Source organism: Dactylosporangium sp. NPDC049742, from assembly GCF_040674675.1.
GTDB classification, from domain to species: Bacteria; Actinomycetota; Actinomycetes; order Mycobacteriales; family Micromonosporaceae; genus Dactylosporangium; species Dactylosporangium maewongense.
The window spans coordinates 1-15,123 of sequence record NZ_JBFANF010000044.1; the positions used below are offsets into that span (position 1 = coordinate 1).

The 15,123-nt window shown below is 71.8% G+C and carries 14 protein-coding genes and 1 tRNA gene; 5 read left to right on the forward strand and 10 right to left on the reverse strand.

The annotated features are described in order from the left end of the window. Window positions 1-55: 55 nt before the first annotated feature. Complete coding sequence (locus tag AB0J72_RS39370; protein WP_363408572.1) at window positions 56-1,465, reverse strand: S8 family serine peptidase; 1,410 nt, start codon at window positions 1,463-1,465, stop codon at window positions 56-58. 286 nt (window positions 1,466-1,751) lie between these two features. On the opposite strand from AB0J72_RS39370, the gene AB0J72_RS39375 reads away from it, so the two are divergent. Together AB0J72_RS39375 and AB0J72_RS39380 are read left to right on the forward strand one after the other, a co-directional pair. Further along, window positions 1,752-4,892 carry a diguanylate cyclase gene (locus AB0J72_RS39375; protein ID WP_363408575.1) on the forward strand — a complete coding sequence of 1,047 codons (3,141 nt, stop codon included), beginning with the start codon at window positions 1,752-1,754 and terminating at the stop codon, window positions 4,890-4,892. After that, window positions 4,876-5,487, forward strand: a complete 612-nt coding sequence (locus AB0J72_RS39380; RefSeq protein ID WP_363408578.1) for a metal-dependent phosphohydrolase — start codon at window positions 4,876-4,878, stop codon at window positions 5,485-5,487. Before AB0J72_RS39375 ends, AB0J72_RS39380 begins: the two co-directional genes overlap by 17 nt. Here AB0J72_RS39380 and bfr read toward each other — a convergent pair. The 3 genes from bfr to AB0J72_RS39395 form a co-directional block, all read right to left on the reverse strand. Further along, complete coding sequence (gene bfr / locus AB0J72_RS39385) at window positions 5,462-5,944, reverse strand: bacterioferritin (protein ID WP_344514230.1); 483 nt, start codon at window positions 5,942-5,944, stop codon at window positions 5,462-5,464. The two genes, AB0J72_RS39380 and bfr, sit on opposite strands and share 26 nt — an antisense overlap. A gap of 21 nt (window positions 5,945-5,965) precedes the next feature. Continuing rightward, window positions 5,966-6,154: a (2Fe-2S)-binding protein gene (locus AB0J72_RS39390; protein ID WP_363408581.1), complete on the reverse strand. Its 189-nt coding sequence runs from the start codon at window positions 6,152-6,154 to the stop codon at window positions 5,966-5,968. A 71-nt stretch (window positions 6,155-6,225) separates the two neighbouring features. Then, on the reverse strand, window positions 6,226-6,516 hold the full coding sequence (locus AB0J72_RS39395; RefSeq protein ID WP_363408584.1) for a DUF4031 domain-containing protein: 291 nt from the start codon (window positions 6,514-6,516) through the stop codon (window positions 6,226-6,228). Between the two features lie 31 nt (window positions 6,517-6,547). Between AB0J72_RS39395 and AB0J72_RS39400 the strand changes: the two genes are divergently transcribed. Beyond that, complete coding sequence (locus AB0J72_RS39400; RefSeq protein ID WP_363408587.1) at window positions 6,548-7,939, forward strand: FAD-linked oxidase C-terminal domain-containing protein; 1,392 nt, start codon at window positions 6,548-6,550, stop codon at window positions 7,937-7,939. A 3-nt stretch (window positions 7,940-7,942) separates the two neighbouring features. On the opposite strand, the gene AB0J72_RS39405 is transcribed toward AB0J72_RS39400, so the two are convergent. Both AB0J72_RS39405 and AB0J72_RS39410 read right to left on the reverse strand, forming a co-directional pair. Then, entirely contained in the window at window positions 7,943-9,241 is a 1,299-nt protein-coding gene (locus tag AB0J72_RS39405) for a TerD domain-containing protein (RefSeq protein WP_363408590.1), read from the reverse strand. A 182-nt stretch (window positions 9,242-9,423) separates the two neighbouring features. Continuing rightward, complete coding sequence (locus AB0J72_RS39410; RefSeq protein WP_363408593.1) at window positions 9,424-10,023, reverse strand: TetR/AcrR family transcriptional regulator; 600 nt, start codon at window positions 10,021-10,023, stop codon at window positions 9,424-9,426. Between the two features lie 271 nt (window positions 10,024-10,294). Between AB0J72_RS39410 and AB0J72_RS39415 the strand changes: the two genes are divergently transcribed. Continuing rightward, the gene (locus AB0J72_RS39415; RefSeq protein WP_363408596.1) at window positions 10,295-11,119 is read left to right on the forward strand and encodes a class I SAM-dependent methyltransferase; all 825 of its coding nucleotides are present in this window, start codon (window positions 10,295-10,297) and stop codon (window positions 11,117-11,119) included. Between the two features lie 450 nt (window positions 11,120-11,569). On the opposite strand, the gene AB0J72_RS39420 is transcribed toward AB0J72_RS39415, so the two are convergent. The 4 genes from AB0J72_RS39420 to AB0J72_RS39435 form a co-directional block, all read right to left on the reverse strand. Then, window positions 11,570-12,148: a DinB family protein gene (locus tag AB0J72_RS39420; protein WP_363408599.1), complete on the reverse strand. Its 579-nt coding sequence runs from the start codon at window positions 12,146-12,148 to the stop codon at window positions 11,570-11,572. Window positions 12,149-12,228: 80 nt separating this feature from the next. After that, window positions 12,229-12,302, reverse strand: a tRNA-Pro gene (locus AB0J72_RS39425). A gap of 61 nt (window positions 12,303-12,363) precedes the next feature. After that, window positions 12,364-13,527: a prolyl oligopeptidase family serine peptidase gene (locus AB0J72_RS39430; protein WP_363408602.1), complete on the reverse strand. Its 1,164-nt coding sequence runs from the start codon at window positions 13,525-13,527 to the stop codon at window positions 12,364-12,366. Then, the gene (locus AB0J72_RS39435; protein ID WP_363408605.1) at window positions 13,524-14,417 is read right to left on the reverse strand and encodes a metallophosphoesterase; all 894 of its coding nucleotides are present in this window, start codon (window positions 14,415-14,417) and stop codon (window positions 13,524-13,526) included. The genes AB0J72_RS39430 and AB0J72_RS39435 overlap by 4 nt, the downstream gene beginning before the upstream one ends. Window positions 14,418-14,494: 77 nt before the next feature. Here AB0J72_RS39435 and AB0J72_RS39440 point away from each other — a divergent pair, with 77 nt between their 5' ends. Then, entirely contained in the window at window positions 14,495-14,947 is a 453-nt protein-coding gene (locus tag AB0J72_RS39440) for a GatB/YqeY domain-containing protein (protein WP_344514212.1), read from the forward strand. Window positions 14,948-15,123: the final 176 nt, after the last annotated feature.

A 15,123-nucleotide genomic window follows, 5' to 3' on the forward strand; every position in this document is an offset into this window, starting at 1 on the left:
AAAACCCCCCAATAAACCCCGCGGTCCCCCGCCCCGGCGGGCCCCCCCGACCACCTCACTTCCAGCGCTTCGCGGACCAGGTGCTGGAGCTCCAGTAGTGCCCGCTCCAGTAGTGCCCCGACCACGTCCCGCCGGACCAGTAGTGGCCCGACCACGTGTCGTCGTACCAGGTCTCGTCGGCCCAGCTCTCGCCGGCCCACGCCGCCGAGGCCCAGGTCTTCGACGCCCACGAGGTGCCGGTCCAGCCGTCGCCCGCCATGCGGCGGCCCATCCACACGCCGCCGTTCCAGGAGGTGCCGTTGCGGGCCGCCTGCGCCCAGACCGCGGAGTTGAAGCCGCCGAAGATGTCGAACTCGCCGACCAGCTGCTGGTTGTCGTGCACGACGTGGTTGGAGCCGCGCGCGGACTCCAACGACCCGACGCCCGCCGCCGTGCCGGCGCTCTGGACCGTTGCCGGGGTCGCGGCCTTGACCGCCGCGGCCAGGTTGAGCTCGCCCACGCCGCCCGGCAGCGCCGTGGCGGTGCTCTTGAGCAGCGCCTTGACCTGGTCGGGGGTGAGGGTGGGGCGCTTCTGCAGGAGCAGGGCGATGCCGCCGGACGTCACCGCCGCGGCCTGCGAGCTGCCGCTGCCCCGGAAGTACCTGTCGCCCACGCGGGCGCCCGGGTAGGTCTGGTCGAGGTAGGAGCCCGGGTCGCGCAGCGACACGATCTGCTCGCCGGGTGCGAGCAGGTCCAGGTTGCGCGCGACACCGCGGGAGTTGAACGACGACGCGGTGTCGTCGGCGCTGCTGACGGTGTTGTTGACCGAGGCCGAGCCGACGGACAGCACCGACGGGTCGTTGGCCGGGTTGGTGAGCGTGGCGACGGTGCCGTCGTTGCCGCCCGCGGCCACGACGACGACGCCGTTGCGCCACGCGTTCTCCACGGCGTAGTTCAGCGGGTCGTAGAGGGTCGGCTGGGTGCTGTCGGTGCCGTACGCGAGGGTGATGATCCGGATCGGGTTGGCCTTGTCGTCGTTGCGGTGCTGCACGGCCCAGTCGATCCCGGCGATGACCTGCGAGACGTCCACGGCACCACCGGATGCGCCGACCTTGATCGAGGTCAGCTTCGCCTTGGGGGCGATGCCGCGGAAGCCGGTCGCGGGGTCGTTGCCGACGATGATGCCGGCGAGATGCGTACCGTGGCCGAACGTGTCCAGGTAGCGCAGGTTCGCGGACTGCGACTCGAACGACAGGTCGGGCCCGTTGACGACCTGCGACGCGGGCAGGCCGGCCACGTTCACGACGCCGGTGTCGATCAGCGCGACGCCGACCCCCGTACCGTCGCCGCCGCCGACCTGCGAGGAGTAGGCGTTGCCCAGGTCGGTGGCGGTGAGCCCGGTGCCGCCGGCGTTGGACCACGCGTCCGCGTGCCAGACCTTCGACCCTTGGTCGTGGGCGAAAGCGGCCGGTGTGTCCGGTTCCACGACGACGGGTGACATGAGACCAAGCGCCAACGCACCCGCGACGACAGTCCTGTGAGCTGCCACCAGTGCTCCTTCCTGGGGTCCGGCCCGATCGGTGCCGGCTCACCCAACATGCAGGAGGGCTTACAGATAGTCACGTCCCGCGGACGCAAAGAGACATTCGGCGCCGACGAACATCCAGCGGGTGGACACCGGACGGTCAAAACCTGCTGAACACCTCATCGGCGACCCCGGAAGGCCGATCAAGTTGACAATGAACGTGCAGGGCGGCCCAGCACCGGTGACGATGGATCCAGTCACCGGTGCTCATTCGCGTGCCGCGCTGGACGACGCCCTGCACGACGTCGCCGGGTGCAGCCTGCTGCTGTTCGACGTCGATCACTTCAAGACGGTCAACGACGCCTTCGGCCACCTCCGCGGTGACCTGCTGCTGCGCCAGCTCGCCGACCGGATCGCCGAGCTCATCCGCACCGACGACATGCTGTTCCGCTACGGCGGCGACGAGTTCGTGCTGCTGCTGCCCAACACCGGCGCCGACGAGGCGCTGCGCCTCGCGATCCGGCTGACCGACGAGATCCGCGCCCGGGAGTTCGCCGGCACCCCGCCGCTGCACCTGTCGATCAGCCTCGGCGTGGCGACCAGCCCGGTCGACGGTACCGACGGCGAGACCCTGATCGCCGCCGCCGACCGCCGCAACTATCTGGCGAAGCGCCGCGGCCGCGGGCAGGCGGTCGGCGACGACGTCGAGGTCTCGGGCGGCCAGGGTGGCGGCTCGTCCCGGCTGTGGGAGCGCGACGCGGCGCTGAGCAGCACGCAGGAGTTCCTCACGAGGGTCGCCGCCGGTGGCCACGCCGCCCTGCGGATCGTCGGCCCACCGGGCGCGGGCCACACCCGCTTCCTCCGGGAAGTCGCCCAGATCGCCCGTTTGCGCGGTTTTCCGGCTGTACTGGCGGCGGAGCGCACCCCCGGATGCATCCTGCTGGCGGACGTGGGCGACCCGCTGCCGGAGCTCGGGGACGCCGCGGCGATCGTGTACGCGACCACGAACCCGCGCGACGACGACCCGCGCCGCACCGGGCTGCGCGAGGCCGTCGTCGAGCTGACCCCGTGGTCGCCGGCGACGCTGCGCATCTGGATGCGCATCGCCCTGGCCGGCGAGCCCAGCAAGGCGCTGGTCGACCGGCTCGTCGAGCGCTCCGGCGGCCTGCCGGCGAAGGCCGAGGCGGAGCTGGCGCGGCTGCGGTCGCAGGGCGAGCTCATCGGCGCCCCCGACGGCACCTGGACGGTCAAGCCACCGAAGGCGAGGCGCCGCCGCAGCCGGCTGCCCGTGCCGATGACCCGGCTCGTCGGACGGGACCGGGAGACCGCGAAGGTCGCCGCCCTGATCCGGGACGCGCGGCTGGTCACGCTGGTCGGCCCCGGCGGCATCGGCAAGACCCGGCTGTCGCTGGCGGCCGCCACCACCGTCGCCGACGACTTCGAGGGCGGCGCCGTGTTCGTGCCGCTCGCCGACAGCATCGACGCCGAGCAGATGACCGCCGCCCTGGCGCGGGCGCTGCAGGTCAGCGAGCTGCCCGACCAGCACCTCTTCGACACGGTGCTGGACCAGCTCGAGGAGTCGGAGCTGCTGCTGGTCCTGGACAACTTCGAGCAGGTGGTCGACGACGGCGCGGCCCTGGTCAGCGACCTGCTGGCCGCGGCGCCGGGCGTCCGCGCGCTGGTCACCAGCCGGGAGCGGCTCTCGCTCTACGGCGAGCAGGTGTACCAGGTGCCGACGCTCGCCGACTCGCCCGCGGTGACGCTCTTCGAGCAGCGCGCCCGGGCCGTCGACGCCGACTTCGAGATCACCATCGACACGGCGCTGCCGGTCGCGGCGCTGTGCCGGCGGCTCGACGGCCTGCCGCTCGCCATCGAGCTGGCCGCCGCGCACATCGACCGCTGGACCCCCGACGAGCTGCTCAACCACCTCACCGAGCACCTCGACCGCGACCTCGACTCCCTCGGCGGCGCCGGCCCGCGGGACCTGCCGGCGCGGCAGCAGACCCTGCGCGGGGCGATCGACTGGAGCTTCGTGCTGCTCGACGCCGAGGGGCAGCGGCTGCTCACGGAGCTGTCCGTGTTCGCCGGCGGCTGGACGGCCGCCGCCGCGCTCGCCGTCACGCTGCCCGGCGGCGACCTCGACCTGCTGGTCAAGCGGCTCGAAGGGCTCGTCGACAAGCACCTGGTCGTCCGGGACGAGGACGACGGCCGGTTCCGGCTGCTGTCGACGATCCGCTCGTACGCCAGGCACCGCCTCGGCGACGAGGCCGCGCCGCTGGACCGGCACGCCGACTTCTACGCCGAGTTCGCGGAGGCGTCGGCCGCCGGCCTGTCCGGGCCGGAGCAGGTCGAGTGGACGGGCCGGGTCGAGGCGGACTACCAGAACGTGCGGGCCGCCTTCGCGCACGCGGGCGTGGGCATCAAGACCCGGATCTGTCTGGGGCTCTGGCGGTACTGGCGAAACGGCGCCCACATCAACGAGGGTCGCGAATGGCTCTCGGCGCTGCTGGCGGCCCCGGGACTCGAGGACGGCGCCCTGGCGCGGCTGCTGCACGCCGCCGCCATCCTCGCCGCGACCCAGGACGAGCACGAGGAGGCGTTCCGTTACGGCGCCTCCGCCCTGGAGAAGGCGACCGCGGCGGGGGACCGCGCCACCGTGGGCCACGCGCACAACGCGATGGGCATCGCGGCGATCGGCGGCGGCGACCACGCGGCCGCGACCGAGCACTTCGGGCACAGCCTGGCGATCTGGCGGGAGCTCGACGTGCCGCAGGGGGTCGCCGCGTCGCTGGGCAACCTGAGCAAGGTCTCCCTGTCGCAGGGTGAGATCGCCGTCGCCGAGCGTTACGCCACCGAGTGTCTCGCGCTGGAGCGTGCCGCCGGCAACACGCGGGGCATCCAGCTCGCCCTGGAGTGCCTCGGGCAGATCATGCTCGCCCGGGGCGACGTCGCCGCGGCCCGCGAGGCCCTCGACGAGAGCCTCACCCTCAGCCGGCAGATCGGCGACGCGTTCGGCGCCGCGATGGCCCAGCACCAGCTCGGCCTCGCCGCCCGGCTGGAGGGCGACCGGGTCGAGGCGCTGCGGCTGCTGGTGACCGCGCTGGTCACCCGGCACGAGGTCGGCGACCGGCTGGACCTGGCGATCTCGCTGGACGTGGTCGCGGCGCTGGTCGCGGCCGACGACCCGGGGCACGCGGCGCGGCTGATCGGCGCCGCGGACGGCCTGCGGGCCCGGCACCGGCTCACGGAGCCGCCGGACGCGCAGACGCTGCGCTCCGTGACGCTGCCGCTGCTGCCGGACCACCAGCGGGACCGCGCCGCGGGACGGGCGGTCAGCATCGAGCACATCGTGGAGGCCCTACAGTCCTCGTATGGTGTCGTTGGCTGACTGGCAGCGCCTGTTTCCCGGTGACGCTTCGATCGGGGCCGATCTGATCGCCCGCTGGTCGGAGCCGCACCGGCGGTACCACACCCTCGACCACCTGGGCTTCATGCTCCAGGTCATCGACGATCACGGCGATGCCGCCGACGACGTCGACGCCGTGCGGATGGCGGCGTGGTTCCACGACGCGGTCTACGAGCCGTTCGCCGCCGACAATGAGGAGCGCAGCGCCGTCCTGGCGCTGGACGTGCTGCCCGGCCTGGGCGTCTCGCCGGACCGGGCGGCCGAGGTGGCCCGGCTCGTCCGCCTGACGGCGGGCCACACCGTCGCCGGCGGTGACCGCAACGGCGCCCTGCTCGCGGACGCCGACCTCGCCATCCTCGCGGCACCGCCGGCCGAATATGCCCGTTATGCGGCGTCTGTACGAGCGGAGTACGCGGCCGTCCCTGAGGAAGCCTTCCGCTCCGGGCGGGCACAGATCCTGGGGGCGTTCCTCGCCGAGCCATCGCTGTTCCGCGCGGTGCCGGCGCGGGCGGAGTGGACCGCCCGCGCACACGACAACCTGCGGGCCGAGATCACGACGCTTCTGGATGCTCCGTGACGTTCTGCAGGTACAAGGGCTCGCCCAGCTTCTCGATGAGGGCCAGCTGGGTCTCCAGGTAGTCGACGTGGTGCTCCTCGTCCTCGAGGATCTCCTCGAAGATGTTGGCCGACGTCACGTCGCCGATCGAGCGCATGTATTCGATGCCGCGCCGCAGCCGGTCGACGGCCTCCATCTCGATCTGCATGTCGCACTTGAACTGCTCCGGCACGGTCTCGCCGATTCGCAGCGCGAAGAGGCGCTGATAGTTGGGCAGACCGTCCAGGAACAGGATCCGGTCGGTCAGCACCTCGGCGTGCTTCATCTCGTCGATCGACTCGTGCCGGGTGTGTTTCGCCAGGACCGTGTATCCCCAGTTCTCCTGCATCTTGGCGTGAAGGAAGTACTGGTTGATCGCCGTGAGCTCGGCGGTCAGTTGTTCGTTGAGAAATTCAATGACTCGTGCATCCCCCTGCATGTGGGCAGGGTAGCCGCTTTTCTAGGCCAAAGCGGGCAATACCGCATTCGGCGCCTCGGCCTCGATCAGGTCCGCCACCCGATCGAGGCAGGTCCCGCAGCCGGTGCCGGCGCCGCACTCGTCGCCGACGGCGTCCTCGCTGTGCGCCCCGGCGCGGATGGCCCGCCGGATCTCGCACTCCCGGACGCGGGCACAGATGCAGACATACACGGTGCACTCCTCGCTTAGCCTTACCTAAGCAAGGGTCGCCTAAGTTACCTCCAAAAACAACCCCTGAGCAGCTATTTCACTGTCTTGGATGCGCCAGTGGAGTCGGACAAATGCCGTGGCCGACGCAGGCCGGCAGCTTTCAGGCGCGCCACGATCTCCTTGCCGGTCACCCGCTCCGCGCCCAGCCAGACGGCCCGCTGCGCCATCTCGGCGGGCACGTCGTAGTGATCCCGCTCGAACCCGCGCCGCGGCGCCCCCAGCAGCTCCGCGAACGCGTGCAGCTCCGCCGCCGACACGTCGCTGATCAGATGGGCCCAGAACCTGCCGTGCGCCGGCCACCGCGGCGTGTCGATGTAGAGCACGCCTACTAGCCTGCCAAACATGGATCTCAGCATGGATCTCATTCAGGCGCTCCGTGCCGCACTGCCTCACGAAGGCGGTGTCATCACCGACCCGGACCTGCTGCGTTCGTACGAGCACGACGAGGCCGACCTGTGCGCGTACGGCACCCCCGCGGTCGTCGTCCGTCCCCGGACCACCGGCCAGGTCTCCGCCGTCCTCCGCGCCGCGAGTCAGCACCGCGTCCCCGTCATCCCGCAGGGTGCCCGCTCCGGCCTGGCCGGCGGCGCGAACGCCATCGACGGCGCGATCGTGCTGTCCCTCATCGCCATGAACGAGATCATCGACATCGACGCCGCGAACCGTGTCGCCGTCGTCCAGCCCGGCGTCGTCAACGCCCAGCTCCGCCGCGCCGTCGCCGACAAGGGCCTCTACTACCCGCCCGACCCCGGCTCCTGGGAGCAGTCCACCATCGGCGGCAACGTCTCCACCGACGCCGGCGGCATGTGCTGCGTGAAGTACGGCGTCACCAGCGACCACGTCATCGGCCTCGAGGTGGTCCTGGCCAGCGGCGAGGTCCTCAACTGCGGTCGGCGCACCGCCAAGGGCGTCGCCGGCTACGACCTCACCAGCCTCTTCGTCGGCTCCGAGGGCACCCTCGGCGTCATCACCGAGATCACCGTCAAGCTGCGCCCCGCGCCCGCCGACTCCCTCACCCTCGTCGCCGTCTTCGACACCCTCCCCGCCGCGGGCGCCGCCGTCTCGTCCGTGATCGCCTCCGGCCTGCAGCCCAGCATGCTGGAGGTCATCGACCGGGTCAGCCTCAGCGCCATCGAGGCGTACCGCCCCATGGACCTGCCCACGACCGCCGCCGCGCTGCTCATCGCCGCCGTCGACTCCGGCAGCCGGGCCCCCGACGACCTCGCCGCGATCGCCGCCCTCTGCCGCCACGCGCAGGCCTCCGACATCCACGTCGCCACCGACAGCGTCGAGGCCGACGCCCTCCTCGCCGCCCGCCGCCTCGCCCACCCCGCGCTGGAGCAGTTCGCCGCGCAGCTCTACCCGGGCGGCGGCGGCATCATGGTCGACGACGTCGCCGTCCCGCGCACCCGGCTCGTCGAGCTCATCGAAGGCATCGAGTCCATCGCCGCCACCCACGGCGTGGTGGTCGCCACCGTCGGCCACGCCGGCGACGGCAACCTCCACCCGATCATCGTCATCGACCGCTCCGACCCCACCAGCCTGGCCCGCGGCCAGAAGGTCTTCGACGCCATCATGTCCCTGGGCCTCTCCCTCGGCGGCACCTCCACCGGAGAGCACGGCGTCGGCCTCCTCAAGCGCGACTGGCTCGCCCGGGAGATCGGCCCCACCGGCCTGAAGGCGCACCGCTCGATCAAGGCCGCCCTCGACCCCGACAACATCCTCAACCCCGGCAAGATCTTCTGACGGCTACTTGAACCGGTTGACCGGCCCCGCGTCCATCCGCACCACGACCCGCCCGTCGGGTCCGATGTGCGCGTCCGGCCGGCACTCCGAGTTGGGCCGCGAGTACGCCTCCAGGTACTCCACCCACACGTTGCCGTCCCGCCCGTTGTGGATCACCGCGGGCACGCACGTGTAGATCCGGTTGTTCCGGTTGCCGTTGCTGGCGTCGATCGTGACGCGTTCCCCGGCGCCGTTGTCGACCGCGAGCGACACCCGGTACTGGTGGAACGACCCGGTCCCGTTCGACTGCGCCGAGTACGCGACGGGGACGACGGCCGCGATGGTGTCGTCGAACGCGATCGTCAACCGCTCGGTCGCCGTCCCCTGCGCACCCGCGGCCCGGCCGACGTCGCCCTCCTGCCGGACGCCGCGGAACTTCGACGACGCCCTGACCCCTATAGCGCCGAACCGCGCGACGTGGTGCACCTTGCCGTCTCTGGTGACGACGAGCGCGTACAGGTCGTAGTCCGTCCTCGAACTCCATGACGCCGACGCGACGATCGTGGCCGTCTTGGTGAGGCGGGCTGGGCCGCTGCCCTTGGTGAGACTGATCGTCGTCGGCTGCCGGGGTACGGGTGGCGCCCATCCCTGCCTCGGGAGGACTCCGGTGTGCCGGGACGGCGCCGCAGGCGGCATCGCGGCCGCGGCCGGTGCCATCGGTGCCACCGGTGTCATGGTCGGTGCCTGGGTGGGCGGCTGGGCCGGGATCTGGTGGGCGGCCTTTGCCGGCGGTTCGTCGTCGACGGTGATGCCGAACGCCGTCGCCAGGCCGGCCAGGCCCGAGTCCCACCCCTGTCCGACCGCCCGGAACTTCCAGGCGCCGTTGCGCAGGTACAGCTCACCCGCGACGAAAGCCCGCTCCGACGTCGCCCGCATGTCGTCGAATCGCGCGATCTCCGTGCCGAGCGTGGCGTCCACGATGCTGATGTGCAGCCCCGGCACCTGCCCGAACGTCCCGCCGTCCGCGGAGGCGGCGATCACGACCCGCTCCACCCCGCGGTCGACCCGCGCCAGGTCGACGACGATGCTGTCGTGCGCCGGGCCGCCCGCCATCTGCTTCCCGGCGTGACGCACCGCGCCGCCAGGATGGACCGGCTGGTTGTAGAAGACGAAGTCCTGATCCCCGCGCACTGTTCCGGCGGCGGTGAGCAGCAGCGCCGAGACGTCGACATCGGGCACTCCGGCGCCGGCGGTCCATCCCAGAACCGCCCGCACGGACGTCGCCGACAGGGCGGTGTTGGCGCCTTTGACCAAGACGGGCATGGCGGTGCTCCTTCGCTCCGGTTGGCCGGAGCCTACGAGCGCGCCGATCGTTCCACGCCGGGTTCGTTCGGGACCTGACCACCTCGCCACGCAGACCGACCCCCTCGGGCGCCCACGCCCGGCCACGGACCGGCCGCACGCCACCGTTCGGCGGTCCGGTCCAGTCGATCGGCGGTGCCGAATCAGACGACGGTGGGCGGGACGCCGCCGGCGAGCGCGGTGGCGATGGTGGCTCGGACGGTCCCGCCGGCCGGTGGTGCGGCGCGGCGGTCGGCGTACAGCAGATGGCCCGTGCCGATCAGCATCCTCGCCAGGGTGTCGGTGTCGGCCTGTGCGGCGACGCGGCCCAGGTCACGCTCGGCGGCCAGGTAGGCGGCGATCGACTCGGCCGCCTCCTGCAGGACCGGCAGGCTCGTGGGCCAGGTCTCACGCAGCCTGGCCCGCAGCTCGTCCCGGAACGTCATCAGCGGCACCACCGCCACCGCCACCGAGCTGAACAACTCCTCCAACGCCTCGGCGACGTTGTCCTGGACGGTGCCCGTGCCCACGGCGGCCTTCAGGGCATCCCCGCGGGCCACCGTCCGCCCGGCCTGGTCGCGGACGAGTTCGACGAGCAGGTCGTCGAAGTCCTTGAAGTGCCGGTGCAGGACGCCCTTGGCACAGCCGGCCTCCGCCGTGACCGTCCGGCTGGTCAGCGCCCCCGGTCCGTCCCGCAACAGCACCCGCTCCGCCGCATCGAGCAACTGCTGCCGCGCGTCGCGTAACGCCACCCCAGTCGGCACTCTGCCTCCGTCCTGCTTGTTCCAGCCGTCGTGCGGACATGCTCCCGCTACAGATGGGCGCTTGCCCGTTCCGAATGGGCGCTTGCCCATTTATAGTGGGCGCATGGCCACTCTACCGCCGTCTTCGTCCCCGCCCTCTCCGTCCCTTGATCCGGTGCCGGATCCGTTGCCAACTTCGGCGCCGGCTTCGGGGTCATCGCCGGGTTCGGGGTTGTCGTCGGGTTCGGGGTTGTCGTCGGCTTCGGGGTCGTCGGCGCAGCCGGGTCCGGCGTTGTCGCCGCAGCCGGGTCCGAGCCCGGAGCAGCGCCGAGCGGTTGCCGAGTCGTTCGGCGTGGACGCCGGCCGCTACGACCGGACCCGCCTCGCCTACCCGGAGGCGCTGATCGCCCGCATCACCGCCACCGCACCCGGCCCAGATGTCCTCGACGTCGGCTGCGGCACCGGCATCGCGAGCCGCCAACTGCGAGCCGCCGGCCGCACGGTGCTCGGCGTCGAGCCCGACCCCCGGATGGCCGCCTTCGCCCGCGCCACCGGCATCGACGTCGAGGTCTCGACCTTCGAGTCCTGGGACCCCGCGGCCCGCTCCTTCGACGCCGTCGTCGCCGCCACCGCCTGGCACTGGGTGGACCCCTCAGCGGGCGCGGCCAAGGCCGCTGAGGTGCTCAGGCCGGGCGGCCTGCTAGCGGCCTTCTGGCACACCTGGGAGCTGCCTCCGCCGCTCGCGGAGACCTTCGCCGAGGTCTACCACCGGGTCCTGCCCGACACCCCCTTCACCATCCAGCCGTCGGTGCAGGGCGTCGCGATGTACCGCCCGATGTTCACCCAGGCCGCCGCCGGCATCCGCGCGACCGGCGCCTTCACCGAGCCGGAGGAGTGGACCTTCTCCTGGGAGCACACCTACACCACGGCCACCTGGCTCGACCAGCTCCCCACGTCAGGCTCCCTCACCCGCGTGCCCCAGGACCGCCTGACCGAGATCCTGGCCAGCGTCGGCACCGCCATCGACCACCTAGGCGGCACCTTCACGATGCCCTACACCACGGTCGCCATCACCGCCCTGCGACACGTCCAGCAGCCACCGCCGGCCAGCCTGTAGCCGCCCGCAACCGAACGTCTCCAACGTGGACGGATGCCGCCGCTGAAGTGGACGGATGCCAACACGGACGGATACCCACACCGACGGACCTGACGCCAAACGGACGCCGACGCGAACGGGCACCCACACCGACGGGTACCGACCCAACGAACCTGACGCCGTCGCAAGCACCCGGCCGCTACGAGGACCCGTGCAGACGGTCAGCACCTCCGCGGGCTGCCGGTCCGCTGGGATGGTCGCTCCGGTGGACTGGTCGGTTCGCTGGGATGGACATTCGGCGGGCAGCAGGTCCGGTGGATTGGCCGCCTTGGTGAGTTTGTTGCTCCAGGGTTGTCTTGTGACCCGCTCTGCTGGGCTCCCACCGCCGCGCCCTCGATGAGCACGACAGCCCCGCTCACCGCGACGGCCCCGCTCACCGCGACGGCCCCGCTCACCGTAGGAACGCAAGCGTCACCCGTCGCCGGCCTCCTTCGCCGCGCGCTCCACGCGGTCGTAGTGGCTCGCCCACCAGGCCTTGTCCTCGGCCGGCAGGTTGTCGTTGCCCTGGTGTAAGCCGGCGGCGCCGTCGATCAGCTCGCGGATGATGTCGGCGTGGCCGGCGTGGCGGTCCGTCTCGGCGATCATGTGGATCAGGATCCGGTGCAGCGTCACGTCGCGGTGCCCGGCGGACCACCACGGCACCTGCCCGGCGGCGTCGAGCGGCAGCGCCTCGATCGTGGCGTCGGAGTGTGCCCACACCCGCCGGTACAGGGCGACGATCTGCTCGCGACTCTCGTCAGGCGTGGCCCACGTGTCGGCGCTCGGCTCGGCGCCCGGACCGATCCACGGCATCGGCTCCTCGAACGGCCGGCCGAACGTCACACCGAAATAGCCCGACTCGACGCTGGCCACGTGCTTCACCAGACCGAGCAGGTTGGTGCCCGTCGGCACCAGCGGGCGCCGTACGTCATATTCCGACAGCCCTTCCAGCTTCCACAGCAGCGCATCGCGGCCGGACTGCAGATAGCGGTGCAGGTCACCTTTGCTCATGCCCGCAGCATCCCACGCGGGTACGACAAAAAAATGACTCAGGGCCGGCCTCCCGTGTGGAAGACCGGCCCTGGACGCTGTCGGGGTAGCCGGATTTGAACCGACGGCCTCTTCGTCCCGAACGAAGCGCGCTACCAAGCTGCGCTATACCCCGAGCGTGCCGAGTAATCGTAGCCCACGCTCGGCAGGGCTCCAACTCGGTATCCCCTGTTGCGTCAGAGGGACTTGATGAAGCTGCTCACGGTGGACTCGTAAGCGGCCGGATCGAGGTTCCAGCTGCGGCAGTGACCGGCCTCGCGGGTCTCGACGAGCTGGACGGATGGGCAGGCCGCGGCCAGGGCGACCGTCGGCTCGGGGGCGACCGTGCGGTCGTCGTGGTCGACGTACAGCAGGGTCGGGACGTCCAGGGGCACGTCGCGGTAGATCAGATCGGCGGAGCGCACGCCCAGGCGGTGCTGGATCAGCTTGAGGGCGGTCCAGGTCCACAGGGGCGGGACGTTGAGCTGGCGGGCGTTCATCCGCAACGTCGCGATCCAGTCGACGACGGGGCAGTCCAGGACGATCCCGCGGACGAAGCCGCCGTGGTCCCACGAGCGCAACAGGTTGAGGATCGCGGCTCCGCCCATCGACCAGCCATACAGGATGACCTGGCGGGCGCCGGCGGAGCGGGCGTAGTCGATCGCCGACAGCACGTCACGCCACTCGGTGTGGCCGAGGTGGAACAGAGCGTCGGGGCTCGGGAACGCCTCCGGGTCGTTGCGGTACGTGACGACGAGCGTGTTGTGCCCGGACTCGGCAAGGGTCGGCAGGATGCGCAGAGCCTCACCACGCGGCGCGCCGCGGCCGTGGACGGCGACGATCCAGGTGTCGTCGGCGGGACCGGTCGTCGGCGGCACCAGCCACGCCGGACAGTCGCCGAGCTCGGCCGGGACGCGGACCTCGTCGAAAGGGAGCCCACGGGCCGACATGGGGTCACCTTCATAGACATAGCCGGTGGTGTACCCCTTGAGCCCGCTGGTCAGTGTCCCCCGGGTCAGCGACGTGATCTCACGGGTCACGCTCGCCCGATCGGTGGCGATGACAGGCCCGAGCACCGCATGGCCGGCGGGCCACACGAAGGCGAGCGGCATCGAGCGGGCCGTGTCGGGAGTGCGGGTCAAGGTGATGCGGTTGCCGGCGTACGCGCGAACCCGCACCGGCCAGGCCCGCACAGCATTGGCGTTGAGGACCTGACCGGCCAGGAACCAGCCGGCGCCCGCGGTGCCCGTCGGCAGCAGCACGGCGAGCCCGGCCGCGCCGGCCACGCCCGCGTACGCGGCCCGGCGGGGCCACTTGCGGACGGCGGCGGGCGCCGCGGGGACGGCCGGCGTGGCGGTCATCGCGGGACGAGGGTCAGGATCGACGCCTCCGGCGGGCAGGAGAACCGGACCGGCGCGGTCGGGTGGGTGCCCAGACCGGCGGAGACGTGCAGGAACGCCGAGGAGAACGGCCAGCGGTGCAGGCCCTTCGCCATGCGACGGTCGAGGCCGCAGTTGGTCACCAGCGCCCCGAAGAACGGCACCGCGACCTGCCCGCCGTGGGTGTGCCCGGCCAGCAGCAGGTCGAAGCCGTCGTCGGCCATGCGGTCCAGGATGCGGGGCTCCGGCGAGTGCGTGAGCCCGATGCGCACGTCGACGTCCGCCAGGGCCGGCCCCGCGACGCTGTCGTAGTCGTCGCGGCCGATGTGCGGGTCGTCGACGCCGACCAGCTCGACGGTGCGGCCGCCGGCCTTGATCGTCGTCCGCGCGTTGTTGAGGTCCGACCAGCCCGAGCCGGTGAGCACATCCCGCAGCTCCTCGGTGGGCAGGACGGCACCCTGCACATACGGCTTGTCGCGATCGAAGTACCCGAACGGGTTCTTCAGCACCGGACCGCGGTAGTCGTTGCTGCCGAACACGAAGGCGCCGGGCCGATCGAGCAGGGGCGTCAGCGCTCGCACCACCGCGGGAACGGCATCGACGTGCGCCATGTTGTCACCGGTGACGACGACCAGGTCCGGGTCGGTGCCGGCGAGCTCGGCGATCCAGCGCTGCTTGCGGTGCTGGCCGGGGGTGAGGTGGAAGTCACTCAGGTGCAGGATCCGCAGCGGCTCCGCGTCGGGCGCGAGCACCGGCACGTCGAACCTGCGCAGCGTGAACATGTTGCGCTCGACGAGCGAGGCATAGGCAAATGTGGCGGCACCGGCCGCAACGGTACCGACGGCAAGTCGCCGGACAGTCTTCGCGCGCATTGGCCCAGCGTACCGGGCGGCCCTCAGCGGCCCTTTACAACCGAATTTGTGTCGGACCCCGCGGATAGACTTGGTTCATGTTGAAGGAGCGCCTGGAGTCCGACTTGCGCACGGCCATGAAGGCCCGCGACGGGTTGGTGACCTCGACCCTGCGGATGGCGATCACCGCGGTGCGCAACGCCGAGGTGGCCGGCGAGGCCGCCCGAGAGCTTTCCGACGAGGAGATCCTCTCGGTGCTCACCAAGGAGGCGAAGAAGCGGCGCGACGCCGCCGAGGCCTTCGCCGGCGCGGGCCGGGAGGCTCAGGCGGCGAAGGAGCGGGCCGAGGAGGAGATCCTCGCCGGATACCTGCCTGCCCAGCTCTCCGACGACGACCTCGCCGGCATCGTGCGCGACGCTCTCGCGGCGGAGGGGCTGAGCGGGATGGCGAGCATGGGCAAGGCGATGAAGGCCGCGCAGGCCGCGGTCGCCGGCCGGGCCGAGGGCGGCCGCGTCGCCGCCGAGGTCCGCGCCCAGCTAGCGAAGTCCTGACCGACGGAGCACCGACCGAGGCCGTGCAGGGGCTGACCGAGTCCGAGCGACGGAGACCGAGCGGGGCTGAGCGACGACGGAGGCAGACAGAGGCTGAGCGAGGCTGAGCGGCGGAGGCCGAGCGACCGAGGCTGAGTGCGGCTAAGCGACCCAGGGATTCAGGTCAGACGCGGCCC